This window comes from Pedobacter polaris, from assembly GCF_005116505.1.
Taxonomy (GTDB): Bacteria; Bacteroidota; Bacteroidia; order Sphingobacteriales; family Sphingobacteriaceae; genus Pedobacter; species Pedobacter polaris.
The window spans coordinates 453,270-477,684 of the sequence record NZ_SWBR01000003.1 but is presented as its reverse complement, the minus strand read 5'-3'; the positions used below and the strand labels follow the sequence as shown (position 1 = coordinate 477,684).

The window sequence follows — 24,415 nt, the reverse complement described above, 5'->3', positions numbered from 1 at the left end:
CGTACAACCTACAACTTATAACCTATAACTTTTATAAATGAACGTAATAATAACTGGTGCAAGTAGCGGAATTGGTTTTGAAGCAGCCCTAGAATTTACTTTAGATAGTAAAAACAAAGTAGTTTGTATTGCACGTTCGGCAGATAAATTAAAAAAGCTTTTTGATATTGCTAAACAGATCAACCCTGATTGTACACTTTTACCTGTTGAGTTTGATTTAGTAAATGACGATTATACGGTCTTGGTACCATTTTTAACTGAGCGATTAGGTACAATAGATATCCTGATAAATAATGCCGGAAGTTTAGTTAACAAACCATTTTTAGATACTACAACCGCTGATTTAGCCGAAATGTTAGAAAGCAATGTGGTGAGTCATTTTAAAATGATTCGTGCTACTTTACCTTTAATGCAAAGCGGAAGCCACATTATAAATATTGGCAGCATGGGTGGTTTTCAAGGAAGTGTTAAATTTCCTGGCTTAGCGGCTTATTCTGCTAGTAAATCTGCCTTGCATACTTTAAGTGAGTGTTTGGCTTTTGAATTAGCTGAGCAAGGAATAAAAGTAAATTGCTTAGCCTTAGGTTCTGCGCAAACAGAAATGTTAGAGGCTGCTTTTCCAGGGTATGAGAGTCCGGTAATGGCTTTTGAAATGGGAAAATATGTTGCAGACTTTGCTAAAACCGGACATAAGTTTTTCAATGGAAAAGTGCTACCAGTAGCAGTAACTACACCATAAATCCATCTTTCTAAAACACAAACCAAAGTTAAGTAACAAGTTTTCAACATTTTATCTCATTTGTATTTTTTTGTTATCTTTGAAACAACACGTATGAAGAAAATACTATTGATCCTTTCATTGCTATTGATTTTCGCTTTTAACAGCAAAGCTCAAGATAATGCTTCGTTACCCACGCAATATCAAAAAATGATGGAAAAAATATTGGGCAACGTTCCAAAGGTTGCCAGCTCTACTGCAACTCAAGTATTAGATTTTGCTAAATCTTTAATAGGTGTTCCTTATAGATATGCTACTAGTAATCCAGAAAAAGGTTTTGACTGCTCTGGGTTTGTAAGTTATGTATTTAGCAATTTCGGCTTCAAAGTTCCCCGTTCATCTTCTGAGTTTGCAAGTGCTGGGGTTCCAGTAAAATTGGCAGATGCGAAAGTGGGTGATGTTTTAATTTTCACTGGGACTAATCCTAGAGTTAGGCAAATTGGCCATGTTGGCATTATCTACTCTATAGAAAATGGAGATATTAAATTCATCCATTCTACTTCTGGTAAAGCACATGGAGTTACTGTAACAGAATTTAACGACTATTACAAAAGTCGTTTCATGAAGGCTGTTAGCATTGTAGAATAATATTATTCTTCCTTTTATCCTTTTTTCCTTATTTTCATTAAGTAAAACCCATTAGTATGGCAGAACTTAAAACAAAGGTTACCGAACAATCTGTAACAGATTATTTAAATCAAATTACAGATGAAACTACACGTAAAGATTGCTTTGCTATTTGTGAGTTAATGGAAGAAACCACCAAAGCCAAAGGTAAGATGTGGGGTACTGCAATTATAGGTTTTGGAGATTATAAATATTCTTATTCAACTGGTAAAACTGGCGATTGGTTTATGATGGGATTTTCACCACGAAAAGCAAACATAAGTTTATACATTATGGGCTGTGATGGAAACAAAAAAGAAGAATTACTATCTCGCTTTGGTAAGCATAAAGCAGGAAAAGGTTGTGTTTACATTAAAACGTTAACAGATATTAATTTTGATGTATTAAAAGAAATGTGTACGGTTTCTTATCAGAAACTATCGCCTTTGCAAACGCAGTAAAGTAATCTCCTTGCGGGAATTGACCGGTATTAAAAGAATGTCATCCTGAGCTTGTCGAAGGAATTCTTTTTTGGTCTAATAGTCTTCGACAGGCTCAGACTGACAATTATATTAGGATATTCGACTAACTATATCAGCAGATTGCTTCGTTGTGCCTCCTTGCAAAAACGCCCCTCCTTTTCGAAATAAGTAACATACACGTCATTGCGAACGCAGTGAAGCAATCTCCTTGCGGGAATTGACTGGTATTAAAAAGAATGTCATCCTGAGCTTGTCTAAGGAATTCTTTTTTGTCTAATGGTCTTCGACAGGCTCAGACTGACAATTATATTAGGGTATTCGACTAACTATATCAGCAGATTGCTTCGTCGTGCCTCCTCGCTAAGACGTCTCTCCTTCTCGAAATAAGTAACATACACGTCATTGCGAACGCAGTGAAGCAATCTCCTTGCGGGAATTGACTGGTATTAAAAAGAATGTCATCCTGAGCTTGTCTAAGGAATTCTTTTTTGTCTAATGGTCTTCGACAGGCTCAGACTGACAATTATATTAGGGTATTCGACTAACTATATCAGCAGATTGCTTCGTCGTGCCTCCTCGCTAAGACGTTATCATGTATTAGCGAACTTATTATTCTAAGAAGTTTCGTCATTCTGAGCGTTTTTGTCATTCCGAGCGAAGCGAAGAATCTATTCATTAAATTCTATCCAATAGATTCCTCTAAAGTCGGAATGACAAATCAATTAGGATTGACAAAAACTTACAACAACACCACCTTCAACGCATCAATAACATTTCCGGTAGCTAAAAGTTGATGCGCCAATTCATGCAGTTCCCTTTCCCGGTTGGTTACATCTCCAATTGTTGCATCTAAAATATCCTTTACATTTGCATTCCATTGCATGGCATCTATTTCTGCATCAGTTGGTAATTTTTCTAAGTTACCAAGCATTCCTAGATCGTTTCCAGTTAATACTTTAGAATTACGTACTGAAACCGGCAAAGCATCAACCCCTATACCTAAAGTTGTTAGTGGTTTTGCTACTTTAAACAAGCTCTCTGGGGTAACCCTGCAATACCAATCGCCGCCTAAACGAGCAACCAAGTCTATTTTAGCCTGGTCTATCTTTCCTTCACTGTCTAAGATTTCTTCTTTAATATGAATTAACTTTATTTCAGCTAAAACCAAATTTCCAGCTCCATGTTGGTTTCCTAAAGGGATAACTTCCTTAACCACACACTCCAATTGTACTGGTGCTTCAGCAACTCTTGGTGGTTTTACCAAATGAGATTCCAGCATACTAAAACCTGCCTTTTCAAATTCATTAACACCTTTTGCATATTCGGTACTGGCCAAACTTGTTTGTTGTACCATTGCATAGTTTACAATGTTAATTACACATTCCTTAACTTCTAATACATTCTCCAAACTATGTTTTGTGGTATTGTCTCTTACCCTTCTAGCTGGAGAAAAAATACACATCGGTGGATTTGTACTAAACATGTTAAAAAAACTAAAAGGACTCAAGTTAACATTACCTTCGGCATTAATAGTAGATGCAAAACAAATTGGTCGCGGGGCTATAGCATATTGCAGGTAATTTTGCAATTGCATAAGCGAAAGATCTGATGTATTGAGTGTAAGCATTATAGCTAGAGGTTGAATGTTGTAAAGTTGGAATAAAAAAACCAAAAAAGAATGTCATCCTGAGCTTGTAGAAGGAATTCTTTTTTGGTTTAATAGTCTTCGACAAGCTCAGACTGACAAATTATATTAAGGATTATTTTTTTAGAGCTAATATTGAAAAATCAGTATCAACTTTGGTGATAATGTTAGTTAAACTTCCTAATCCAGTAATTTGCATTTCTACGTCATCACCAGCTTGCAACCATTGAGTTTTATAATTAGGATCATTTAATAATCCCGTACCATTTAATTCTAAAAAACAGCCTGTTCCAACTGTTCCAGAGCCAATAACATCTCCAGGTAAAATATCAACGCCATAAGCGCAACGCTCAATTATTTCTGCAAAGGTCCAATCCATATCGGCCATATTACCTGCAGAAACTTCTACTCCGTTTACTCTACATGTCATTTTTAAGTTATAGGCATTACCTACATGATTTGGTTTTGCATCAACTTTGTATGGTTCCAATTCATCTGGTGTAACCAACCAAGGTCCAATTACAGTTGAAAAATCTTTTCCTTTTGCGGGACCTAAATTTAACAACATCTCTTCCATTTGTAAGGTACGAGCACTCATGTCATTCATGATCATGTAGCCAGCTATATATTCATCAGCCTCAGCAGCCTTTACGTTTCTCCCTTTTTTACCAATTACTACCGCAACTTCTAATTCGAAATCTAATTTTTGGAAATGATCTGGCATGCATTCTATTTCTCCTGGGCCTTGAATTGCATTATGGTTGGTGAAATAAAAGATTGGATACTGGTCAAATTCAGCAATCATATCTACTTTACGGTTGCGTCTTGCTGATGCCACATGTTGGCGAAAGGCATAACCATCCCTACAAGAAGTTGGATGAGGTACAGGAGCTAATATTTGATAAAAAACTTCTTCCTTTGGCTTTATGGCACCAGAGATAATATCTTCATTAATTTGTTTTGCTCTTTCCATTAAAGGCTCTCCACCTTGTAAAAAAGCATTCATATCATCAGGTATTAATTTGTGACATGAGTTTAAGTTGTAAATGTGGCCATTCACAAAAACACCTAAATGTTCAATATCTTCAGTTTTATAGGATACTAGTTTCATATGATATTTGGTTAAGAATATACTGGTAAAGCTAAGGATTAGCCATATAATTCAAAATTTTAATTAACAATAACCTACAGTTAATTTTAGTTCTCTTCAATTTGCTTTTTTGAGTATGTAATTACATTACCATCTTTTGCCATCAAAATAGTTGTAGTTAATTTAATAAAGATCCCGTGTGCCAAAATTCCGTCAATTTGGTTAAGTGCTACGCCCAACTTTTCAGGATAATCAATTAAGCCAAAATCTACATCAACAATGTAATTCAAATTATCAGTGATGAAAATTTTATCATCCTTATATCTTAAAGTTACGCTACCCTCTAACTTTTCAAGTTGATCTACAACATATTGATAGGCTGTCGGAAGCACCTCTATAGGAACTTTAAAAGCACCTAAATTGTTTACCTTTTTAGATGAATCTGTAATGATAATTCTATTCTTACTTAATGAAGCCACTATTTTCTCTCTAAATAATGCACCACCACCTCCTTTTATCAGTTCAAAATTTTCAGTAAACTCATCAGCTCCATCTATGCTGATATCAATTGAATTAACTTTACCTAATTCTAATAAAGGAATACCTAATGAGGCAGCTAATTCTTTTGTTGCCTCAGAACTTGGCACACCAATTATTTTTAGGCCATTTACCATCAGCTTTGCCAATTCTTTAATGGCTATTGTTGCTGTAGAGCCAGTACCTAAACCCACCACATCATTATTTTTCACAAACTTAATGGCAGCTTTTGCAACAGCTAATTTCTCTAAATTTTGATTATCATTCGCCATATTTAAAAGTATGAATTAATTTGAAATTGCAGTTAAAAATCATAATTTTACTCACTGAAATGATTAGCAAATCAACATATCAAAACCATAATGCAAACGAGGTTCTCGCTGCATTTAGATATGCTATGCTTTCAAAAATCATTTTTGCGCAATATTCTTTATAGGCAACACTTAGTCCTTACACACCATAAAACGTTTTCACGTTTTTATCGTTATATATTTACATTCTAACCAAATTACCTAACGCTATGCCCATATATCATACATTAGGAACAATTCCACCAAAAAGACATACGGTTTTTCGTAAACCAGATGGCAATTTATATGCTGAGGAATTGGTTTCTACAGAGGGTTTTTCGAGTTTATACTCACTAGTTTACCATTGTCATCCACCAACAATTGTAAAATCTTTAGGCGAGCCTTACTCAGTAGAACCTAAAATTGCTCGTGAAAAACATTTGCGCCACACAAGCTTAATTGGCTTTAACATTAAACCAGAAGATGATTACTTGCAAAGTCGTAAACCGGTTTTGGTGAATAGTGATCTCCATATTTCTTTGGCAGCGCCGAGAAAATCAATGACTGATTATTTTTACAAAAACAGTCAGGCAGATGAAGTTATTTTTATTCATGAAGGAACAGGAACCTTAAAAACTGGCTTCGGTAAAATCAAATTTGCCTATGGCGATTACCTGGTTGTTCCTCGCGGCACCATTTATCAGCTAGAATTTGATGATGAAAAAAATAGGCTTTTTATAGTTGAGAGTTTCAGTCCTATTCGTTCTCCAAAACGCTACCGCAATTCATTTGGACAATTGGAAGAACACTCTCCTTATTGCGAAAGAGACATTAGACGCCCACAAGATTTAGAAACAATTGATGAGCTTGGGGATTTTAAAGTTTTGATTAAAAAACAAGGCATTATGTACCCTTACACTTACGGAACACACCCTTTCGATTTTGTAGGTTGGGATGGTTTTCATTACCCTTGGGCATTGTCTATTCATGATTTTGAGCCAATTACAGGCCGTTTACACCAACCGCCTCCCGTTCATCAAACTTTTGAGGGCCATAACTTTGTGATCTGTTCTTTTGTTCCCCGTAAGTATGATTACCACCCATTGTCAATTCCAGCTCCTTACAACCATAGTAATGTAGATAGTGATGAAGTGTTGTATTACGTGGATGGAGACTTTATGAGCCGTAAAAGCGTAGTAAAAGGTCAAATTACCTTACATCCTGGGGGTATTCCTCATGGACCACATCCTGGAACTGTTGAAAAATCTATTGGTAAAGAGAAAACTGAAGAACTGGCGGTGATGATAGATCCTTTTAGACCTTTAATGTTAACACAAGATGCGGTTGATATTGAAGATGAAAGTTACCATACCAGCTGGCAGATAAACGTAGAGTAAAGTCCGAAAGTTATTAGACCGAAAGTCCGAAAGACATTAACGGACTTTCCGACTTCCGGACTTTCTGACCCTTAAAAAACAACAATATGAGCACACAAACATTCGCAGAAAAAATAGCAAAGGCACAAGATTTCCTTCCAATTAATGGAACGGATTATATAGAATTTTATGTAGGCAATGCCAAACAGGCTGCCCACTATTACAAAACAGCATTTGGCTTTCAGTCTTTGGCCTATGCCGGACCAGAAACTGGTGTTAGAGACCGGGCATCGTATGTATTAAAGCAGGGAAAAATTAGGTTGATTTTAACAACAGCGCTAAAATCTGATAGCCCAATTGCAGAACATGTTAAAACACATGGAGATGGTGTTAAGGTATTAGCACTTTGGGTTGATGATGCCTACAGTGCATTTGAAGAGACTACTAAACGTGGTGCAAGACCATATTTAGAGCCCCAAACCTTAACTGATGAGCATGGTGAAGTAAAAATGAGCGGTATTTACACTTACGGCGAAACCATCCACATGTTTGTAGAACGCAAAAACTATACAGGAATATTTATGCCTGGATACCGTGAATGGAACAGCGATTACAATCCTGCAGACGCTGGTCTTTTATATATTGACCATTGCGTTGGTAACGTGGGTTGGAACAGGATGAACGAAACTGTAAAATGGTATGAGGAAGTAATGGGTTTTGTAAACATCCTTTCATTTGATGATAAGCAAATTAACACGGAGTATTCTGCCTTGATGAGCAAGGTAATGAGCAATGGCAATGGCTTCTCCAAATTCCCTATCAATGAACCTGCTGAGGGTAAAAAGAAATCACAGATTGAAGAATATTTAGAGTTTTACGAAGGCGAAGGTGTACAACATATTGCAGTGGCTACAAAAGACATTGTTAAAACAGTTACCGAATTAAAATCTCGCGGAGTTGAATTTTTAAGTGCACCTCCAGAAGCTTATTACGCGATGATGCCAACACGTGTTGGAGAAATTGATGAGGAAGTGGAGCTGTTAAAAAGCTTAGGTATATTGGTTGATTGTGATGAAGAAGGTTATTTATTGCAAATTTTTACCAAACCTGTAGAAGACCGTCCTACCCTTTTCTTTGAGATCATTCAACGTAAAGGGGCACAATCTTTTGGCGCTGGTAATTTTAAGGCACTTTTCGAATCATTAGAACGTGAGCAAGAATTAAGAGGAAATTTGTAAGGCGTTTGGCGATGCAGAACGCTTTACGCAATACGCTCAACGCTATACCGTTATACCAATCCAATATAATGGCTTTAAAAATTAAACTGTTACTCATTGGGTTTGTGCTTTTACAAACCCAAACTTGCAAAAAAGAAGATTTTGCAGCTGTTCCAACTTGTCTGTTAGAAAAGATTAAGAAATTAAAGTCCGAAAATATAGCAAATCCACCAGCAAGTGTTTGGCAATACGAATACAATGGACAAGTTGTTTATTACATCCCTGCAAAGTGCTGTGATATACCAAGTTTGCTTTATGATAGCAATTGCAATTTAATTTGTAGTCCGGATGGTGGATTTACAGGAAAAGGCGATGGAAAATGTAAAGACTTTTTTGATAAGCGTACCAAAGAAAAGTTAATTTGGAAGGATGATAGAGAATAAGAAAAAGCTGTTTAGAAAACAGCTTTTAACAATGGCCTAAAGCATAATAAATGATCACAAAAATAACAATGGTAGATAAACAACCACCACCTAGTTTTTTAGCACCGTAGCCTGCAATTATCGTTCTGAAGAAATTATTCATAGTTTAAGTTTTGTAGAATAACCACAAAAAGTGCTAAAAGTTTTCTGAAAAGCCATTTAGTAGTCCTTAGCAATCTTAGTCCCGCCATTCATTAAATCTTTTACCCCTAAATCCCCTAAAGGGGACTTCGTGAAAAAGGATATCATTCCTGTCGGGTTTAGAATTAAAGGCAGTGGTTTTTGGCAAGCTTGTAAGTTGCCTAACATAGTAGCACAAACTCTTGTTAATTAAACGGGATTGAAGTGATATCCTTTTTTAAGGTCATCCTGAGCGTAGTCGAAGGATAATTAAAAAAGATAAAACGAAAAGCCCGACTAACCTAAATCGGGCTTCTGCATTTGCTTTTCTAATCAATAAAATCTTCGGACTTTCGGTCTTCCAGACTTTCGGACTATTTACTTTCTTTTAATCACAATTAGTAACCCTTTTCCTTTAGGAATAATAATTTCACTTTGTACATTTAAAGTTGTACTCGCTTGAAAACTATGTACCTCTGGAACAGTAATCACTGCTTTTGCCGGATCAATACCTAATTTACTCCAATCTATATTTAATGTAATTTTAGTATCGTTATCTGCCCAACTTGCAATAGCAACCAATGCAGCACCCTGTTTTTTATATACAGTTGCTAAAACTTCGGCATTGCTTGTTTTAACTGGGCAATTCTCAGACCAATAGCCAATCATTTTTGTGCCTTTCATTCCAAAATTGTCCCAAACTTTCCAAATAGGCCTGGGATCATTATTGCCAGACCAAGGTAAACGATTGGTCATTCCGTAAATCATGCCACGCCAAGGATTACCACCATCTTGTAACATTTCGCCCATTAAACCAAAGGGAATACCACTGATTTCAGTTAAATAGAAATCTGGTTTATTCTTTTCGTAATCAAAATACTCACCAAACCAAAGGCGATTTAAGTATGGGAAATGCTCCATATACAGGTTTGCACTGTTATTAAAACCATCGCTTTTATTGTATTGATTTGCAGAGTGTAAATCGATAATCCCAGGTTGCCCATTTTGAGTAAGTACACGTTTTACTCTTTTCATGGTAATTCGATCAAAAGCAACATCATCTAAATAAATACCATCAATACCTACATTTTTGGTTAACCAATTCATGCCTTCAACATAGTAATTATGCCATCGGCTCATGCCACTATTTACAATGGCAGCATCTTTAATTTCTGGTACAAACCAAGCAGCAATATAATCATCCTTTACATGTTCTTGCAACCAAGAAAAACCTCCACCCTTACCTGGCGAATAAATTTCATGTCCTAAACTTCGCATCGGAAAGGTTTCATATGCTCTATTTGACAACTCACGAACGGTATTGTAAATCTTTACCTTTAATCCTTTTTCATGTGCTTCATCAATGTAAGCTTTCATCTTAGCATGTTCAATAAATGGATAGTTAATCCAAGGATTGATTGGTGTTGCATGGTGTATGTTTACTACTGTTGCACCTTTAGCTTTAATGCTATCGATGGTATTGTATTTATGGTAAAATCTATTCTCCCACTGGAAATCTGTATTAATGGTATGAAAAGGTGTAATTAACAATGTGAAATTATAATACAATACATCTCCCTTCTTCATGCTGTGTTCACCTGTATAATTGTTCGCTAACATTGAGCTTCCCTTTATACCAACTGTTACACCACCTTTATTTCCGTTACCCCAGGACGTTGGTAATAGTAATGGTTTTTGTAAGTAAAAATTTGTGTTCAAAGGCCTTACATATTTTTCATCTCTCAAAGAATATTGCAAGCCAGCGTTTACATTTCCTAACCAAGTACCATCTTGATTTTTATTGGCTACATCCCACTTCCATTCTACCTTTTCTGGCCTTAGTCCTCCTTTTTGACCTAATCCCATCATGTAGGTGGCTGCAGTTTTATTAAAGGGAATATGCATGGTTACATCTTTCAAATCAACATCTTTTAAAGCTGTTACCTTTACTGTATATGCTAAAAAACCATCAAACTCTAAACTTCCAGCTACATCAATTTGTAAACTATCATTGCCACTTTTAGTTTTCCATTGTACAGTTCCAGCTTCCTTTTTAGTAAATTGTACACCGCCATCTGTTAGCTTGATATTTTTTCCATCTGCTTTGCGCACAAAGTGGAAGTGAATATTTTCTGCCAATAAATTATTTGGTGTGGTGGTTACTTCTGTCATTTCTGGACTAAAAAAGGTTTGAATTTGCTTTGGGAAACCATTTTTATCAAGTTCAACTTTTCTACCTAAAAGACTGATTGTATTTTCTTGCACCTGTAAAGCGGTATATGGGGCTATTACGGTATTTTTTTGAGCTAATGTAGAATTTAGCCACGTTAACCTAGTTTGTTTCCAAGGTTCATTTATACCATTTTCTTTAACAGACCTAGGCACTACCATTAATTGCAGTTTAACAATTTGAGAAGGTGCATTGGCTGAAGAAATAGTAACGGTGCCATTATAAGTTGTGCTATATGCACTAGCAGGGATGGTTAATAAACACCACAATGCCTGTACTTGATTTTTAGCTACATTAACTTCTTTGTTAAAAGGCATTCCACTATAATCTACACCATTGGTATTAAGGCAAGAGATTAAACTTGCCGCTATTTTATGCCCGACATTATCTTTTAAATCACTAAATTTTAATTTTACATTTTGCAGGTCTTTTAATGCAAAAACCCCTATTTGAAAAGAGAAATTTTCTCCTCTAAATGCTCTATCTGAAAATGTTTTTTGATTTTTATTAATCCAGCGTTGTGGAATATCATTTTTCATTACTATAGGATGCATCCTATCTTCTGGAAAAACAAGAAAAGCAGGTTCTGCATTTTTAGCTCTTAGTTTAGCTACTTCTGCTTCGGTTGCAATAACCTCCATTGGGTAAACACTATTAAAAGCATTAATAGATTGTATTTCTAAAACTTTTGTGTTTATAGGTATGGTGGTTGCATCTTCTTTAGCTAACCAATTGTCTTTTAGTTTTTCTTGTTTTGGATAAACTCCTTTTGGGTAATTAGACCTACCTTCGTTTTTGTAAGGTTGGTAGTAGATATAATAGGTACCTGCTCCGCTTTCTGGTTCAAAACAAATTACACCTTTTTCCCTACCTAAAGATAAAGGCAAAATATGACTAATCTTTTTACCAGTCTTCGCATCCTGAACAATAATTGCTTTCTGTGATGGATCATTATCGCTTCTGCGCCATTCAATGCTCACTTTAGCTACTTTTCCAGTTCCAACAAAGCTAACAAGTGCTCTTTGATTACCAAGAGAATCTGCATTCCAGCTATCGTTACCAGAAGTATATTTTACTTCTTGTGCATTTGCAAAAAATGAAAAGAAAGTAATAAAAATTAGTGTAGAAAATGATTTTCTCATTGATTTAGCTTGACAGGTTAACTAGGCGTAAATTTAATTTATTTCTTGGTTTATTAACAAAATACTAAATAACCTTTACCAAAGAGTAAGGTAGAATATTTACATAATTTTACTAATTTTGGGTTCAGGGCAAAGCTAAGAATGTACGCAACGAAAATAAAAAGATCAAAGCTGTTTTTTAAACATTTTGGAATGGCATTTAAGCTATTCAGAAAAAATGATCCTTTACGTTTAGCTGGTGCAACTGCATTTTTTGCCAATTTTGCCTTGCCTCCCATTCTGCTTATATTAATACGCTTATTTGGCTTCTTTGTAGACAGAAAAACCTTAGCTACAAGAATATTTGAACGTTTAGCAAGTATTTTAGATGAAGGCAGCACGGCTCAAATTCGTGAAACCTTAAGAAACATTAGAGGTGTTGATTACAATTGGCTAGCCACCATTTTAAGTTTTGTATTTTTCATTTTTGTAGCTACAACACTATTTAATGTAATTAAAAACTCAATGGATCAAATTTGGAGGATTGGATTAAATGATAAACTAGGAATTTTATTTACCCTAAAATTAAGGGGAAGATCTATGATTATTATTTTGCTAGCCGGAATTTTATTCTTTGTGGGTTTGGTAACAGATAGCATCCAAGCATTTATAGGAAGTTACATCAATACTGCGGCACCCACTTTCGGAAAAGTATTTCTCTCCATCTTAAATCAAATTTTATTTATAATTATAGTTACCATTTGGTTTACCGTTCTTTTTAGGTTCTTAACAAATGGAAGACCTAGCTGGAAAACAGCAATAAGAGGAGGGCTGTTAACTGGTATCTTGTTTACTTTAGGAAAGTATATTCTAAGAATAATGTTGCCTTTAAGTAACATTGGTAACATTTATGGAGCTTCGGGTTCTATTATTTTAGTTATGCTTTTTGTATTTTATTCTTCCTTTATATTCTACTTCGGAGCATGTTTTGTAAAGGTATTAAGTGATGCCAGTACAAGTCCAATTAGACCTATAAAAGGGGCTTTTCTGTATGAATTAAAGGAAATTATAAAAGACGATAAAGAATTAGTTAGTTCTTAGGTCAACTTGCTCAAAACCCTGCATCTCGAAAACCGCCAATTTATTTAACAAATTGAAGTGCAGTGTTCCAAAGAAATTAAAAATTCCTTTGTCATTTTTACCTTCAATACAAATTGTCTCCTTGCCTATTTCACGATGTGCTAAATTTTGGTCAGCAAGTATCAAATTTTCGTCCTGTATTACGATATCTTTAGCTTCAATTGCAAACTCTTTTAATAGCGCTAAAAAGCTTTGTCCGTTTAATAGTAGTTCTTTGATATTCATGGCAATAAGGTTTAAGTTTTGGCGAGAAACTTACAACAATTTTAAAGCCAAAAAAAATGGATAAACCCTAAAAGCTTACCCATTTTTGTCATTAATGAAAATATGATTTTTTTAGAACACTTTGTAAGCTAAGCCAAGTGTAAATAAATTTAATTTTGTGGAAGAATAGCCTGAAGCATTTAGCTTAGAAAGACCTAATTCATACCTTAAATCTACACCTAATTTACCTAGGTCTACACCAGCACCAAACTGCCATGCAAATGCTTGATCTTTAAAATTACCATTAAAAGCAGAAGACGCTGCTTCAGAAAGGCTTTGATCTTCATTTAACACAAATGATACAACCGGACCAGTATTTAAACGTAGGCCTACTCCGGCAGCACCAATTTTAGTACCCACTAAAACAGGTATATCTAAGCTGGTGAATTTTACTTTATTCTCTACACCTGCAGCATTTTTTAAAGTTGCATTTTTGCCAGATAAATAAAGCTCTGGCTGTAAGTGTATACCTGCAGCACCTATACGTGCCCAAACACCCGCATAATAACCTGCTTGGTTATCACTACTAAATGTGTTTGAAGTATTAAATTTTGAAAGGTTAAGCCCCCCTTTTACCCCAAACTGGAAAGATGGAATAACTTGACTGAATGCAAAAAAACTGCAACAAAGAAGTAATAGTGATAAACTGATCTTTTTCATAAGAATAATATTAAATATTAGAATTTATACGTAAAACTAATAATATTTTTAATTGAAAGCTAAAATGTGTAGTTTTATCTACTTATCTATTCAGCTAAACATATCTCTAATGGCCAATTTTTGACATTTTATGAATGGATTTTACATTTAACGGTTTCTCTATAGTACTGCTAACATGTGGTGCAGCAACATTTGTTGTTTCAACCTACATTTTTAGAAAAGGTGGCGATGCTGTAAGATGGTTTAGTTTAATGATGTTTGCCAATGCAATTTGGTCTATAGCCTATGGTTTCGAACTTGCAAGCAGCACATTGTCGCAAATTAAATTGTTTATTAACATTGAATATATAGGTATTGCTACCTTACCGCTGTTCTGGTTCTTATTCGCTTTGAGTTTTTGCGGCAAAGAATCTTGGTATAAAAAACCGTTAAATCTTATACTCATACTCCTATTTCCTCTTGCCACTATTTTAATGGTATGGACTAATGCCTATCATCATTTACATTATAGTACGATAATAGTTGATAGTTCAGGCCCCTTTCCATTGGCAAGCATAAAAGCTGGAATTTGGTATCATTTTTTTACAATATATTTTTATTTGCTACTTGCTTGTGGATGTTTTCTAATTCTTCGCAAGTTTCGATCTTCCGATCCGATATATAGAAAACAAAATTATAGCATTGTTATTTCTGCTATTGTACCATGGCTTGCAAATATGGTATACCTATTGGGATTAAGGCCTTTTGGCCATGTAGACGTTACGCCTTTTGCATTTATCATTACCACTTTTTTAATTTTAATAGGCATTTATCGTTTCAAGTTATTTGATATTATCCCTATAGCTAGAGAGAAAGTTTTAGAGCTAATGCAGGATGGCTTTCTTGTGCTGGATCAACAAAATAGAATAATAGACTACAATAAATCTATACTCGATTATATTAATCTTCCTGAAGGAAAAAAATTAATTGGAACAGATCTACAAGATGTTTTTCTTCATCAACCAGATTTTTTTAATAGGATAAATAAGCATAAAGCTGGCAAAATTGAACTGATTCTTCCTGTTAAGGATGAAGATAAATATCTAGAAGCCGACATTCTTTTTTTAAATGACAATAAGCTAAGCAATGATTTTAGCATCATTAAGCTGCAAGATCAAACAAACCTAAAAAAAGATGCAATTAAAACTAAAGAGCAAGCCAATGAACTTGAAAAACTAAACCAGTTAAAAGACAGAATATTCTCAATTATATCTCATGATTTAAGAGGTCCTTTGGTAAATCTTTCTGAAGTACTAAAAATGATTGCGAAGGATCAAATCACTAGTGAAGAATTTAAAAGTCTATCACCAACTTTAAGTAAGGATATTATTTATACAACTGACCTTTTAGAAAACATTTTGCACTGGTCTAGAAGCCAACTAAAGGGCTTTGGTATTAAGAAGGAATTGTTTAACCTTCGCAACTTGATCATTAACGAAATTAATTATCATTTGCCTTCTGCTACTACAAAGAAAATTAAAATTATCCATGATGTATTTCCTGGAGAGATGGTTTATGCTGATGTGCTGATGATACAGATTGTAATGCGAAATGTTCTGAATAATGCCATCAAATTCTGTAATGTAAATTCAGAAATACACATCACAGCAGCTTATCAGAAAAATCAGACCATGCTAATCTGTATTCAAGATAATGGCGTGGGCATAGCTGAAGATGTTATTGATAAAATATTTAAAGAGGAAAATGTTACTACGCGTGGAACTTTAAATGAAAAGGGCACGGGGCTTGGCCTAATCGTTTGCAAAGATTTCATGAAACGAAACGATGGCGATATTACTGTAACTAGTAAAGTTGGTGAAGGTGCAAAGTTCTGTATCACTTTACCTACTACAAAATAAAAGGGCTCAGATAAATTCTGAGCCCTTTTATTTTTATTGACCTGTTGCTTGATTAATTGCTTCTTGTTCTTTCAAAGCATCAACATTGTTTTTATTGCCAAAATTTTCTGTTTTATCTGCAAAATAACTTAAAATATCTACTATTGAATCTAAGTTATCTGCAACTCTTTGATGCATATCTGGCAAATCTTTATCTAATTTACTGTCACCTAATTCAATATTATCAACTTCAATTTTTCCAATTTTTTGAATAATTGCTTGTTGTGAGTGTTGTAAGTCTTCTAATTCCCTTACAATTTTTTCCATTAATTCAAACTTCTTTAACGTATTCATAATTCTTTTTAATTAATGATAAACATTCTGTTTCTCTAATAGAACCAATGAAACAGCTAAAAGTTTGAATAAGATGAATAAAAGTAAAATAGATTTGGATTTCTATTAAATAACTAATAATTTAGTTTTAAATCCCTTTGGTTATGAAAAAGTTATTTATTTTAATCCTTTCCCTTTCTTGCTATCAAAACTTAAATGCACAAACCACAGTAATAGATAAGGAAAAACTTTTAGATTTTTACCAAACACAACGCTATGCTGATGCTGCAAAGTACTTGCAAAGTGTCTATTCTGAAGATACACAAGATGTAAAAGCTTTAAGCCAAATTGCATATTGCAATATGATGGCTGGCAAATTGCCTGATGCAGAGAAAAGCTATCTTAAAATTAATGCGATACAACCAAATACCCTTCCAGTCTTGTTCAGTTTAGCGAGCATTAATTCGAGAAGAGGAAACGAATTAAAAGCAAAAGTTTACTTAGAAAGCATTATAAAGCTAGATAGCACAAACTTTAATGCCTATAAGCAATTAGCAGGTTTTACAGACAGCACTGCTTTAAAAATTGCGTATCTAAAAAAGGCAAATGCATTAAATGCCATTGATGCAGATGTTGCTTATGATTTAGCATTTCAATATAAAAATCTTAAAATTTATGAGCCTGCTTATCAGGTTCTAAAAATTGCCATAGCGGCAGATACTAGTAACTTTATTTTACAACAAGCTCAGTTACCAATTGCAAATGAATTAAAAAAATACAAGGAAGTGATTAGTGTAGGTGAGAAATTATTACAAAATGGTGGTGATGCGAATGTAGTAAAAGACGTAGGTAGAGCTTATTTTTCTCTCAAAAACTACCAAAAATGCATTACATTATATAAAATATTAGAAGATATGGCATTGCAAAATGAATCAATATTATATTATATGAGTATCAGTTACCGTGAATTAAAAAACTATGAAATGGCCACTACTTATGCTAAAAAAACCGTAGAGGAAGGAATTTCTCCAAATACAGCACTTTATTATTCACTTTTGGGCGGAATTTATGAAGAAAGAAACCAAAACACCAATGCAATTGCTGCTTATAAAAAAGGCCTAACCTTTAGTGCTTATAATACCATTTATTACCGTTTGGGGCTATTGTATGATTTTAAACTAAATCAAACTAAAACTGCATTGGGTTATTACAATCAATACTTAAAAAGCAAACCAAAAGCTGAGGATAAGTCTCAAATAGAATATTCAAAAACTCGAATAGCAGAAATTAATCAACCTAAAGCTTCAAAAATAGGCTTAACATCTGTCCAAAATTGATCTAATGCGATAATGCGTGGTTTAAGAAATGAGATTAAATCTGCCCAGTTTTGTTGATTAAAAATACTAAGACCTGTTACTGCAATGGAAATTTGGCTTAGTGCAACTCCGTATTCATTGAATGCTTGTTGTTCCCACTCCCATTCTTCATGTACTGCATCGGTAAACAAAAGTTTGAATGCTTTAAATTGTTCGAAAAACAATAGTCTTGTTTCTTCATCACTATGGGTGATATCTATAGAAATGGTTGCTTTTTTCTGTTCGGCATTCATTCTAAAGAAAACATTTTTTACTCCGGTTTTGTAATTAACCCAATTAATTTGCAAACCCTCTGCTGATGGAATAGGCTTCATATATTTTCCGAAAGTGATCCAGAATTGTTGACGGAGTTTTGATGCTTCTTCTTTACTATACATTATTTACTGATTTTAGCTTTAACAAAACTCTAAACTGTTGTGAAGAATTTTCTCAAAGCGCTGTCTTTCGTTCATAAACCTGATTGAACGGATTAGCTTTCGATTAGCCGAAGGCATCGAAACTAAGAGTGAAAGCAGGAACACATTTTCAAAAGAACCACTGCCTTTGCTTTTCAAATAGTGACTATGGTCTTATTCTTTGTTCATTAACCTAGCTACATACTTTCCTATAATATCGAATTCTAAATTAACGGTATCGCCAACCTTAACCTCGTGTAAGTTTGTATGCTCAAAAGTATAAGGAATAATAAAAACCGAAAACTCATCTTTCTGAGAATTAACAACGGTTAAACTAATTCCGTTTACGCAAATTGAGCCTTTCTCTACCGTAACATTACCCAAATTCGAATCGTATTTGAAACGATATTCCCAGCTTCCATCAAGTTCATTTACCAATATACATTTGGCAATTTGGTCTACATGGCCTTGTACAATGTGTCCATCTAAACGGGCATTCATTTGCATGCAACGCTCTAAATTAACTTTACTTCCAATTTTTAAATTGCCTAAACTCGTTTTATTTAAAGTTTCTTGGATAGCGGTAACCGTATGCGAATTATCATTTAACGCTACAATGGTTAAACAAACACCGTTGTGGGCCACACTTTGATCTATTTTTAAATCTGCACAAATACTAGAATTTACTGTGAAATGTACATTTGTACCTTCTGTTACAATGTTTTCTACTTCGCCTAGGGTTTCTATAATTCCTGTAAACATTTGATGTGGGTTGTGTCACCCCGAACTTGTTTCAGGGTCTTTGCAGAAGATGCTAAAACAAGTTCAGCATGACGTATTATTTATATATATTTCTTTCTATTCTTTTTCCAATTGCTAACTGTCTCTGTTTGAATAGTATTAGAAACAGCCACTTTTTCTTTTTGCATTAACCATACAGCAGTTAAAGCTGCTAACATGGCCTCTTCTTCATTTTCATTTTTTAAGCTATCTGCATTAAAGTATTTACCTACAAAATGAGTATCAAATTTACCAGAAGTAAAAGCTTCATGTTGCATTACAAATTTACCAAAGCTTAGTGTGGTTTGTATGCCTGTAATGTCATATTCATCAATTGCCCTGATCATTCGCTTTATTGCCTCTTTTCTATTTGCCCCATAAGTAATCAATTTGGCAATCATAGGGTCGTAGTATATCGGAATTTCCATCCCTTCTTCGAAACCATCATCAACTCTAACACCATTCCCTTTAGGTGTAGTATAGGTTTGTAATGTACCTATATCTGGCAAGAAATTGTTTAAAGGATCTTCTGCGTAAACTCTCAATTCCATTGCATGACCATTAATTTTCAGGTCTTCTTGACCATAACTTAATGCTTCACCCTGTGCTATTTTAATTTGTTCTTTTACCAAATCTAAGCCAGTTATCATTTCTGTAACTGGGTGTTCAACCTGTAAACGAGTATTCATTTCAAGGAAGAAAAAATCTAGGTTTTCATCTAAAATAAACTCTACAGTACCAGCGCCCACATAATTAACCGAATGCGCTACATCTACCGCACATTTGCCCATTGCTTGTCTAATTTCCTCAGTTAATATTGATGATGGTGCTTCCTCAACCACTTTTTGGTGCCTGCGTTGAATAGAACATTCACGTTCAAATAAATGAACAATATTGCCATGAGTATCACCTAAAACCTGTATCTCTATGTGACGAGGAGAAGTTACATACCTTTCTATAAATACAGACCCATCACCAAAAGCAGAGGTTGCTTCACTAACTGCTAAATGCATTTGCTCTTCAAAATCTGCTACTTTTTCTACAATTCGCATTCCTTTACCACCACCACCTGCTGCTGCTTTAATTAAAATAGGAAAGCCTACTTCTACCGCTCTAGTTTTTGCTTCCTCAATATCAGTAATTGCTTCTTCTGTACCAGGAACCATTGGAATATTATATTTTAAAGCCGCAGCTTTAGCAGCTAACTTATTACCCATAGTTTCCATAGCTTCTGGTGTAGGGCCAATTAAAATTAACCCTGCAGCTTTTACAGCTCTTGCAAAACCAGCATTTTCAGACAAAAACCCATATCCTGGATGGATAGCTTGTGCCCCAGTAGTTTTACAGGCGGCAATAATATTATCACCTATTAAATAAGATTGATTTGATGGTGCTGGGCCGATGCAAATTGCTTCATCTGCATAACGTACATGCAATGCGCTTCTATCAGCTTCTGAAAATACAGCAACAGTTTGTATGCCCATTTCTTTAGCCGAACGCATAATGCGTAGCGCAATTTCACCACGATTGGCTACTAATATTTTTGTAATTAAAGTAGTGCTAGACATATTAAATAGTCAAATTTGAAAGTATTTCAATGGCTTGATCAACCATTGCAGAAGAAACATCAAGATGGGTTACAAATCTTATGGTTTGATTTGAAGTGCTGTTGCATAAAATCCCTTTGGCTTCAAGCGCTTTTATAACTTGATCTGCCTTGTAATTTGGTGTAACATCAAATAGTACAATATTAGTTTCTACAGGCATCACATAGCTAACATAATTGGCTTTACTTAACGCAGCTGCTAAAGCCTTTGCATTTTTATGATCATCTGCCAAGCGATTGATATGATGGTCTAGTGCATAAATTCCAGCAGCGGCCAAAAAACCAGCTTGTCTCATTCCCCCACCTAAAACCTTTCTAATTTTTTCTGCTTTTCTTCTAACGGCTTTTGAACTTAAAAACACCGAACCTACCGGTGCACCTAAACCTTTAGACAGACAGATTGAAATTCCATCAAAGTATTTGCCATAAGCTGAAGCTCTATCTCCAGTAGCAATTAACGCATTAAATAACCTTGCCCCATCTAAGTGAAGTTTAATTCCTTTAATAGCACATAAATTATGAATAGGCTCAATTTGAGAAAGTGAATAACACTTTCCTCCACCCTTATTTACTGTGTTTTCTAATACAACTAAACTAGAATTTGGATAATGGATATTATCTGCATTAATTTCTGGCTCTATCATCTCTGGAGTTAAAATACCTCTATCTCCATTTAGTAACCGAACAGAAGCCAAAGAATTATAAGCAATTCCCCCACCTTCATACCTATAAACATGAGCTGTTTGGTCACAAATAACCTCATCCATCGGATTAGTGAAACACTTTATGGCAATCTGATTACTCATGGTACCAGAAGGACAAAACATAGCTGCCTCCATGTTAAACATTGCTGCCAGTTTTTCTTCCAATGCATTTACAGTAGGGTCTTCACCAAACACATCATCACCAACTTTAGCACTCATCATGGCATCAAGCATGCCTGGCGTTGGCTTTGTAACTGTATCGCTCCTAAAATCTATTCTATTCATTGATCTTTAACATTAAGGCATTAAGATAATTAAGTATTCCCTCAATTATTTTTGTTATTACATAATTTAAAAATTGATGTTCAATCTTCAAGCATATTGAAATATTCATTTACAAACGGCTTCATAGATTTAGTAATATTGTCAGTAAAAAAATTAATGAGCAAACCTTGGGGAACTTTCAATAATTTCATATAAGTTAGTATTTGTGCTTCATGCACAGGTAGTAAACTTTCTACTGTTTTTAATTCAATAACTACTAAACCATTCACTAACAAATCTAATTTCAAATTAGTATTAATTAATAAATCATCATAAATTACAGGTATAATTAACTGTTGTTTTACATCGTATCCATTCTTGTTTAGCTCATAGTGTAAACATTTTTCATAAACACTTTCTAATAACCCTGGACCTAGGGCTTTATGTACCTTAATCGCATATCCCGTAATTTCATATGATAAGTGGGTTAACTCCCTTTTAGTCATCGTTATTTCTAAATAGTTACTAGTATAAATGAGATCTTAATTTACTTAATTTCTTAATGTTGAAATCTTATTTTAATTATTGATAAATTTATAAAAATCTAGGAGCTCTCTAGTCCAAAACCATTCTTTATGTTCACCATCAGCTTTAGCTACAAATTTTATATTTTTGTTTGCACCAGCAGGATTTAAGATCTGATAAACGCTTTTCATGTCACTAACCATTGTTTTACTCTCCAAGTCTCCAGCCACAAAATAGATTTTATTGCCCCCTAAATTGCTCAATTCTTTTTTAGTATCAACTTCAATAGACTTTCCTAGCCAGAACGCTGGAGAAAATACGCCTGCGTTGCCAAACACCTTTGGATAAGTAGCAATAGCGTACATAGAAATTAACCCGCCCATAGAACTTCCCGCAATTGAAGTGTTTTTAGCAGTAGGTTTTGTTCTATAATGCTGATCGATATATGGTTTTAAAGTCTTCACTAGAAATTCAACATATTCTTTCCCCTTTCCTTTACCATATTGACTATCATAAGGATTATATTCTTTTAATCTTTCTGTACCCCCATGATCTATGCCTATCACAATGCATTCTTTTCCTCCATTGGCAATAAATTGATCTAAAATCTCATCTACTTTCCATTCTCCATAACCACCTGTAAATTCATCAAAAAGATTTTGTCCATCATGCATATATATTACTGGATAGCTATTTTTAGATTTTGTATACGATGGTGGTAAATAAATCCAAATTCTTCTTTTTGCATGCAACTGCGAAATTTCAAAAGCGCTATCTAACAAACTAACATTTACCGATGCAGTATGGTTTGGTGGTAATTGTTTAAACTCATCTGCCCAATTCAAAACAGTTAGTTGCACAAGAGTATCTTTATTTAGTTTTAAACTTCTATTCCCTCTCGGATTCCCTTTACTACCAGTTTCAGCTTTTGCCCAATTTCCTCGAGTAATTTTAAACTCATAAGTACCAGTAGGGAATTGCTTTTCTAGTATATAGCTCCCTTCATTTGTTTTTCTAAATTGATATGGGGTATCGTTGGGTTTCCAACTGTTAAAGTTACCAGCAACAAAATAAGTTGGCAATGAATCTTTGCTTTTTGGAATATCACGCAATTCGAATTTAACCTTCACTTGACCTTCACTTGCAAAGCAAATGCTAACAAAAATTAAGATAAAGTAGATTTTTCTCATGATTTGGAGATAGTTTATAATCATTTAACAAATAAATAGAAATAAATACTTTTTTTATCATTTATATTTACATCCAAAATTATAAAGAATAAAATAACTGCTACTTGTAGATGGATAATGTAAATATTAAAAAATTAGCCGAGGCCCTTCGTCTTTCTACATCAACCGTTTCTAGAGCTTTTAGAGATAATAGCGACATCAGCAAAGATACAAAAGAACGTATTTTAGCGATGGCAAAGCAATTAAATTATCAACCAAATCATTACGCAAGCAATTTAAGAGAACAAAAAAGCAAAACAATTGCTGTAATTGTACCAGAACTAGCCAATAATTACTTTTCGTTGGCTATTCAAGGAATTGAAAGAGTAGCTAGTGCAAAAGGTTATCACATTTTGGTTTATGCCACAAATGATCAATTTGAAAAAGAGGTTTCATTTATAAAACATTTACACAATGGCAGAGCCGATGGAATTATCATGTCGGTTTCTGGAGAAGCAAATGACCATAATTATTTAAATCAACTTTCTAAAAAGCGTTTGCCGTTAGTGTTTTTTGATCGTGTTTATGAAGACATTGTAACACCTCGTGTAATTACAAATGATTACGACAGTAGTTTTTCTGCAACTAAACACCTTATTCAACAAGGTTGCGAACGCATTGCGTATTTAGCTGTAAACAAAACGCTATCTATTGGCAAAACCCGTATGCAAGGTTATATTGATGCACTCAAAAAATATAAAATCCCTTTTAAGGAAGAACTCATCATAGATTGTACTAACAATTACAAAGAAAACATAGACTTGTTAAAACAAGCATTTATAGATTTAAAACCCGATGGTGTTTTTACCTCTGTAGAGCGTTTGGCCTTTGCCACTTACTATGCCTGCTATGATATTAATCTTTCTATACCAAAAGACATAAAAGTAATAGGCTTCTCTAGTTTAGAGATTGCTCCTTTACTAAATCCAGCTTTAAGCACCATCACTCAACCAGCTTCCGACCTAGGAAAAACAGCTGCAGAAATGCTCTTTAAAATGCTCGAAAATCCGAATGAAGTTAACCCCGATAGTGAGGTAATTTTAAAGTCGAAATTAATGCAAAGAGAGTCTACTTCAAACGCATAAATAGCACTGTTCAAAACCTTGTTTTTTAGGCTAAAAAAGAGGCTGTTTTTTTTCAAAAAAAAATGAGTTTTGGTCAAAACGCGCAGAATTTTGCCTTTGCCGTCCTAACAAGTTTTCATTTTGCATTGATTTTTTCGGGAACGTTCCCGAAAACGTTCCCGAAAAACGCTATAGAAACAGCATAGTGTATAAATTACACCTTA

At 34.4% G+C, this 24,415-nt stretch carries 23 protein-coding genes; 10 read left to right on the top strand and 13 right to left on the bottom strand.

Annotation, left to right across the window (positions count from 1 at the left end; translation table 11 throughout):
• Positions 1-37 precede the first annotated feature (37 nt).
• The 3 genes from FA048_RS14065 to FA048_RS14055 all read left to right on the top strand — a co-directional run bounded on the left by FA048_RS14065 (position 38) and on the right by FA048_RS14055 (position 1,845).
• Positions 38-739, top strand: coding sequence for an SDR family NAD(P)-dependent oxidoreductase (locus FA048_RS14065; RefSeq protein WP_136842163.1), 702 nt, complete (start codon positions 38-40; stop codon positions 737-739).
• A 93-nt stretch (positions 740-832) separates the two neighbouring features.
• On the top strand, positions 833-1,366 hold the full coding sequence (locus FA048_RS14060) for a C40 family peptidase (RefSeq protein WP_136842160.1): 534 nt from the start codon (positions 833-835) through the stop codon (positions 1,364-1,366).
• A gap of 56 nt (positions 1,367-1,422) precedes the next feature.
• Complete coding sequence (locus FA048_RS14055) at positions 1,423-1,845, top strand: DUF1801 domain-containing protein (protein ID WP_136842158.1); 423 nt, start codon at positions 1,423-1,425, stop codon at positions 1,843-1,845.
• Positions 1,846-2,605: 760 nt separating this feature from the next.
• On the opposite strand, the gene FA048_RS14050 is transcribed toward FA048_RS14055, so the two are convergent.
• From FA048_RS14050 to rpiA, 3 genes are all read right to left on the bottom strand, one after another.
• Positions 2,606-3,493 (bottom strand): flavin reductase family protein, encoded by an 888-nt coding sequence (locus tag FA048_RS14050; protein WP_136842153.1) that lies wholly within the window; start codon positions 3,491-3,493, stop codon positions 2,606-2,608.
• Positions 3,494-3,626: 133 nt separating this feature from the next.
• Entirely contained in the window at positions 3,627-4,622 is a 996-nt protein-coding gene (locus FA048_RS14045; RefSeq protein ID WP_136842150.1) for a fumarylacetoacetate hydrolase family protein, read from the bottom strand.
• Between the two features lie 86 nt (positions 4,623-4,708).
• A complete protein-coding gene (gene rpiA, locus FA048_RS14040; RefSeq protein ID WP_136842148.1) occupies positions 4,709-5,410 on the bottom strand; it encodes a ribose-5-phosphate isomerase RpiA in 702 nt (233 codons plus the stop codon).
• Positions 5,411-5,658: 248 nt separating this feature from the next.
• Between rpiA and FA048_RS14035 the strand changes: the two genes are divergently transcribed.
• From FA048_RS14035 to FA048_RS14025, 3 genes are all read left to right on the top strand, one after another.
• The gene (locus tag FA048_RS14035) at positions 5,659-6,825 is read left to right on the top strand and encodes a homogentisate 1,2-dioxygenase (RefSeq protein WP_136842145.1); all 1,167 of its coding nucleotides are present in this window, start codon (positions 5,659-5,661) and stop codon (positions 6,823-6,825) included.
• Positions 6,826-6,911: 86 nt separating this feature from the next.
• A complete protein-coding gene (gene hppD, locus FA048_RS14030; protein WP_136842142.1) occupies positions 6,912-8,042 on the top strand; it encodes a 4-hydroxyphenylpyruvate dioxygenase in 1,131 nt (376 codons plus the stop codon).
• A gap of 68 nt (positions 8,043-8,110) precedes the next feature.
• Entirely contained in the window at positions 8,111-8,464 is a 354-nt protein-coding gene (locus tag FA048_RS14025) for a DUF6970 domain-containing protein (protein ID WP_205943490.1), read from the top strand.
• Between the two features lie 537 nt (positions 8,465-9,001).
• Here FA048_RS14025 and FA048_RS14020 read toward each other — a convergent pair.
• Entirely contained in the window at positions 9,002-11,995 is a 2,994-nt protein-coding gene (locus FA048_RS14020) for a glycoside hydrolase domain-containing protein (RefSeq protein WP_136842139.1), read from the bottom strand.
• A 192-nt stretch (positions 11,996-12,187) separates the two neighbouring features.
• Here FA048_RS14020 and FA048_RS14015 point away from each other — a divergent pair, with 192 nt between their 5' ends.
• Positions 12,188-13,075: a YihY/virulence factor BrkB family protein gene (locus FA048_RS14015; RefSeq protein ID WP_225872545.1), complete on the top strand. Its 888-nt coding sequence runs from the start codon at positions 12,188-12,190 to the stop codon at positions 13,073-13,075.
• Here FA048_RS14015 and FA048_RS14010 read toward each other — a convergent pair.
• Entirely contained in the window at positions 13,061-13,339 is a 279-nt protein-coding gene (locus FA048_RS14010; protein WP_136842134.1) for a hypothetical protein, read from the bottom strand. The genes FA048_RS14015 and FA048_RS14010 overlap by 15 nt on opposite strands.
• A 111-nt stretch (positions 13,340-13,450) precedes the next feature.
• The gene (locus tag FA048_RS14005) at positions 13,451-14,038 is read right to left on the bottom strand and encodes a porin family protein (RefSeq protein ID WP_136842131.1); all 588 of its coding nucleotides are present in this window, start codon (positions 14,036-14,038) and stop codon (positions 13,451-13,453) included.
• A gap of 134 nt (positions 14,039-14,172) precedes the next feature.
• Here FA048_RS14005 and FA048_RS14000 point away from each other — a divergent pair, with 134 nt between their 5' ends.
• Positions 14,173-15,936, top strand: a complete 1,764-nt coding sequence (locus FA048_RS14000) for a sensor histidine kinase (protein ID WP_136842128.1) — start codon at positions 14,173-14,175, stop codon at positions 15,934-15,936.
• A 33-nt stretch (positions 15,937-15,969) separates the two neighbouring features.
• Here the strand turns inward: FA048_RS14000 and FA048_RS13995 are convergent, their stop codons facing one another.
• Positions 15,970-16,269 carry a hypothetical protein gene (locus FA048_RS13995; protein WP_136842125.1) on the bottom strand — a complete coding sequence of 100 codons (300 nt, stop codon included), beginning with the start codon at positions 16,267-16,269 and terminating at the stop codon, positions 15,970-15,972.
• Positions 16,270-16,412: 143 nt separating this feature from the next.
• Between FA048_RS13995 and FA048_RS13990 the strand changes: the two genes are divergently transcribed.
• Complete coding sequence (locus tag FA048_RS13990; RefSeq protein ID WP_136842122.1) at positions 16,413-17,585, top strand: tetratricopeptide repeat protein; 1,173 nt, start codon at positions 16,413-16,415, stop codon at positions 17,583-17,585.
• On the opposite strand, the gene FA048_RS13985 is transcribed toward FA048_RS13990, so the two are convergent.
• The 6 genes from FA048_RS13985 to FA048_RS13960 form a co-directional block, all read right to left on the bottom strand.
• Positions 17,540-18,001: a DUF4268 domain-containing protein gene (locus tag FA048_RS13985; RefSeq protein WP_136842119.1), complete on the bottom strand. Its 462-nt coding sequence runs from the start codon at positions 17,999-18,001 to the stop codon at positions 17,540-17,542. The genes FA048_RS13990 and FA048_RS13985 overlap by 46 nt on opposite strands.
• Before the next feature lie 192 nt (positions 18,002-18,193).
• Complete coding sequence (locus FA048_RS13980; RefSeq protein ID WP_136842117.1) at positions 18,194-18,781, bottom strand: riboflavin synthase; 588 nt, start codon at positions 18,779-18,781, stop codon at positions 18,194-18,196.
• Between the two features lie 80 nt (positions 18,782-18,861).
• Positions 18,862-20,367, bottom strand: coding sequence for an acetyl-CoA carboxylase biotin carboxylase subunit (gene accC / locus FA048_RS13975; RefSeq protein ID WP_136842115.1), 1,506 nt, complete (start codon positions 20,365-20,367; stop codon positions 18,862-18,864).
• A gap of 1 nt (position 20,368) precedes the next feature.
• Positions 20,369-21,394, bottom strand: coding sequence for a threonine aldolase family protein (locus FA048_RS13970; protein WP_136842112.1), 1,026 nt, complete (start codon positions 21,392-21,394; stop codon positions 20,369-20,371).
• 80 nt (positions 21,395-21,474) lie between these two features.
• The gene (locus tag FA048_RS13965; RefSeq protein ID WP_136842109.1) at positions 21,475-21,879 is read right to left on the bottom strand and encodes a GxxExxY protein; all 405 of its coding nucleotides are present in this window, start codon (positions 21,877-21,879) and stop codon (positions 21,475-21,477) included.
• 72 nt (positions 21,880-21,951) lie between these two features.
• Positions 21,952-23,088, bottom strand: a complete 1,137-nt coding sequence (locus FA048_RS13960; protein WP_169306879.1) for an alpha/beta hydrolase — start codon at positions 23,086-23,088, stop codon at positions 21,952-21,954.
• A 110-nt stretch (positions 23,089-23,198) separates the two neighbouring features.
• Between FA048_RS13960 and FA048_RS13955 the strand changes: the two genes are divergently transcribed.
• Positions 23,199-24,212, top strand: a complete 1,014-nt coding sequence (locus FA048_RS13955; protein WP_136842105.1) for a LacI family DNA-binding transcriptional regulator — start codon at positions 23,199-23,201, stop codon at positions 24,210-24,212.
• Positions 24,213-24,415 lie beyond the last annotated feature (203 nt).

Excerpts from the sequence above, each read along its gene's own strand:
- FA048_RS14020 (WP_136842139.1), bottom strand. The coding sequence starts at position 11,995 with ATGAGAAAATCATTTTCTACACTAATTTTTATTACTTTCTTTTCATTT.
- FA048_RS13985 (WP_136842119.1), bottom strand. The coding sequence starts at position 18,001 with ATGTATAGTAAAGAAGAAGCATCAAAACTCCGTCAACAATTCTGGATC.
- FA048_RS13960 (WP_169306879.1), bottom strand. The coding sequence starts at position 23,088 with ATGAGAAAAATCTACTTTATCTTAATTTTTGTTAGCATTTGCTTTGCA.
- FA048_RS14065 (WP_136842163.1), top strand. The coding sequence starts at position 38 with ATGAACGTAATAATAACTGGTGCAAGTAGCGGAATTGGTTTTGAAGCA.
- FA048_RS14005 (WP_136842131.1), bottom strand. The coding sequence starts at position 14,038 with ATGAAAAAGATCAGTTTATCACTATTACTTCTTTGTTGCAGTTTTTTT.
- FA048_RS14055 (WP_136842158.1), top strand. The coding sequence starts at position 1,423 with ATGGCAGAACTTAAAACAAAGGTTACCGAACAATCTGTAACAGATTAT.
- FA048_RS14035 (WP_136842145.1), top strand. The coding sequence starts at position 5,659 with ATGCCCATATATCATACATTAGGAACAATTCCACCAAAAAGACATACG.
- FA048_RS13955 (WP_136842105.1), top strand. The coding sequence starts at position 23,199 with ATGGATAATGTAAATATTAAAAAATTAGCCGAGGCCCTTCGTCTTTCT.
- FA048_RS14000 (WP_136842128.1), top strand. The coding sequence starts at position 14,173 with ATGGATTTTACATTTAACGGTTTCTCTATAGTACTGCTAACATGTGGT.
- FA048_RS13995 (WP_136842125.1), bottom strand. The coding sequence starts at position 16,269 with ATGAATACGTTAAAGAAGTTTGAATTAATGGAAAAAATTGTAAGGGAA.
- FA048_RS13990 (WP_136842122.1), top strand. The coding sequence starts at position 16,413 with ATGAAAAAGTTATTTATTTTAATCCTTTCCCTTTCTTGCTATCAAAAC.
- FA048_RS14025 (WP_205943490.1), top strand. The coding sequence starts at position 8,111 with ATGGCTTTAAAAATTAAACTGTTACTCATTGGGTTTGTGCTTTTACAA.
- FA048_RS13980 (WP_136842117.1), bottom strand. The coding sequence starts at position 18,781 with ATGTTTACAGGAATTATAGAAACCCTAGGCGAAGTAGAAAACATTGTA.
- rpiA (WP_136842148.1), bottom strand. The coding sequence starts at position 5,410 with ATGGCGAATGATAATCAAAATTTAGAGAAATTAGCTGTTGCAAAAGCT.
- FA048_RS14015 (WP_225872545.1), top strand. The coding sequence starts at position 12,188 with ATGGCATTTAAGCTATTCAGAAAAAATGATCCTTTACGTTTAGCTGGT.
- FA048_RS14045 (WP_136842150.1), bottom strand. The coding sequence starts at position 4,622 with ATGAAACTAGTATCCTATAAAACTGAAGATATTGAACATTTAGGTGTT.
- FA048_RS14010 (WP_136842134.1), bottom strand. The coding sequence starts at position 13,339 with ATGAATATCAAAGAACTACTATTAAACGGACAAAGCTTTTTAGCGCTA.
- hppD (WP_136842142.1), top strand. The coding sequence starts at position 6,912 with ATGAGCACACAAACATTCGCAGAAAAAATAGCAAAGGCACAAGATTTC.
- FA048_RS13965 (WP_136842109.1), bottom strand. The coding sequence starts at position 21,879 with ATGACTAAAAGGGAGTTAACCCACTTATCATATGAAATTACGGGATAT.
- FA048_RS14050 (WP_136842153.1), bottom strand. The coding sequence starts at position 3,493 with ATGCTTACACTCAATACATCAGATCTTTCGCTTATGCAATTGCAAAAT.
- FA048_RS13970 (WP_136842112.1), bottom strand. The coding sequence starts at position 21,394 with ATGAATAGAATAGATTTTAGGAGCGATACAGTTACAAAGCCAACGCCA.
- FA048_RS14060 (WP_136842160.1), top strand. The coding sequence starts at position 833 with ATGAAGAAAATACTATTGATCCTTTCATTGCTATTGATTTTCGCTTTT.
- accC (WP_136842115.1), bottom strand. The coding sequence starts at position 20,367 with ATGTCTAGCACTACTTTAATTACAAAAATATTAGTAGCCAATCGTGGT.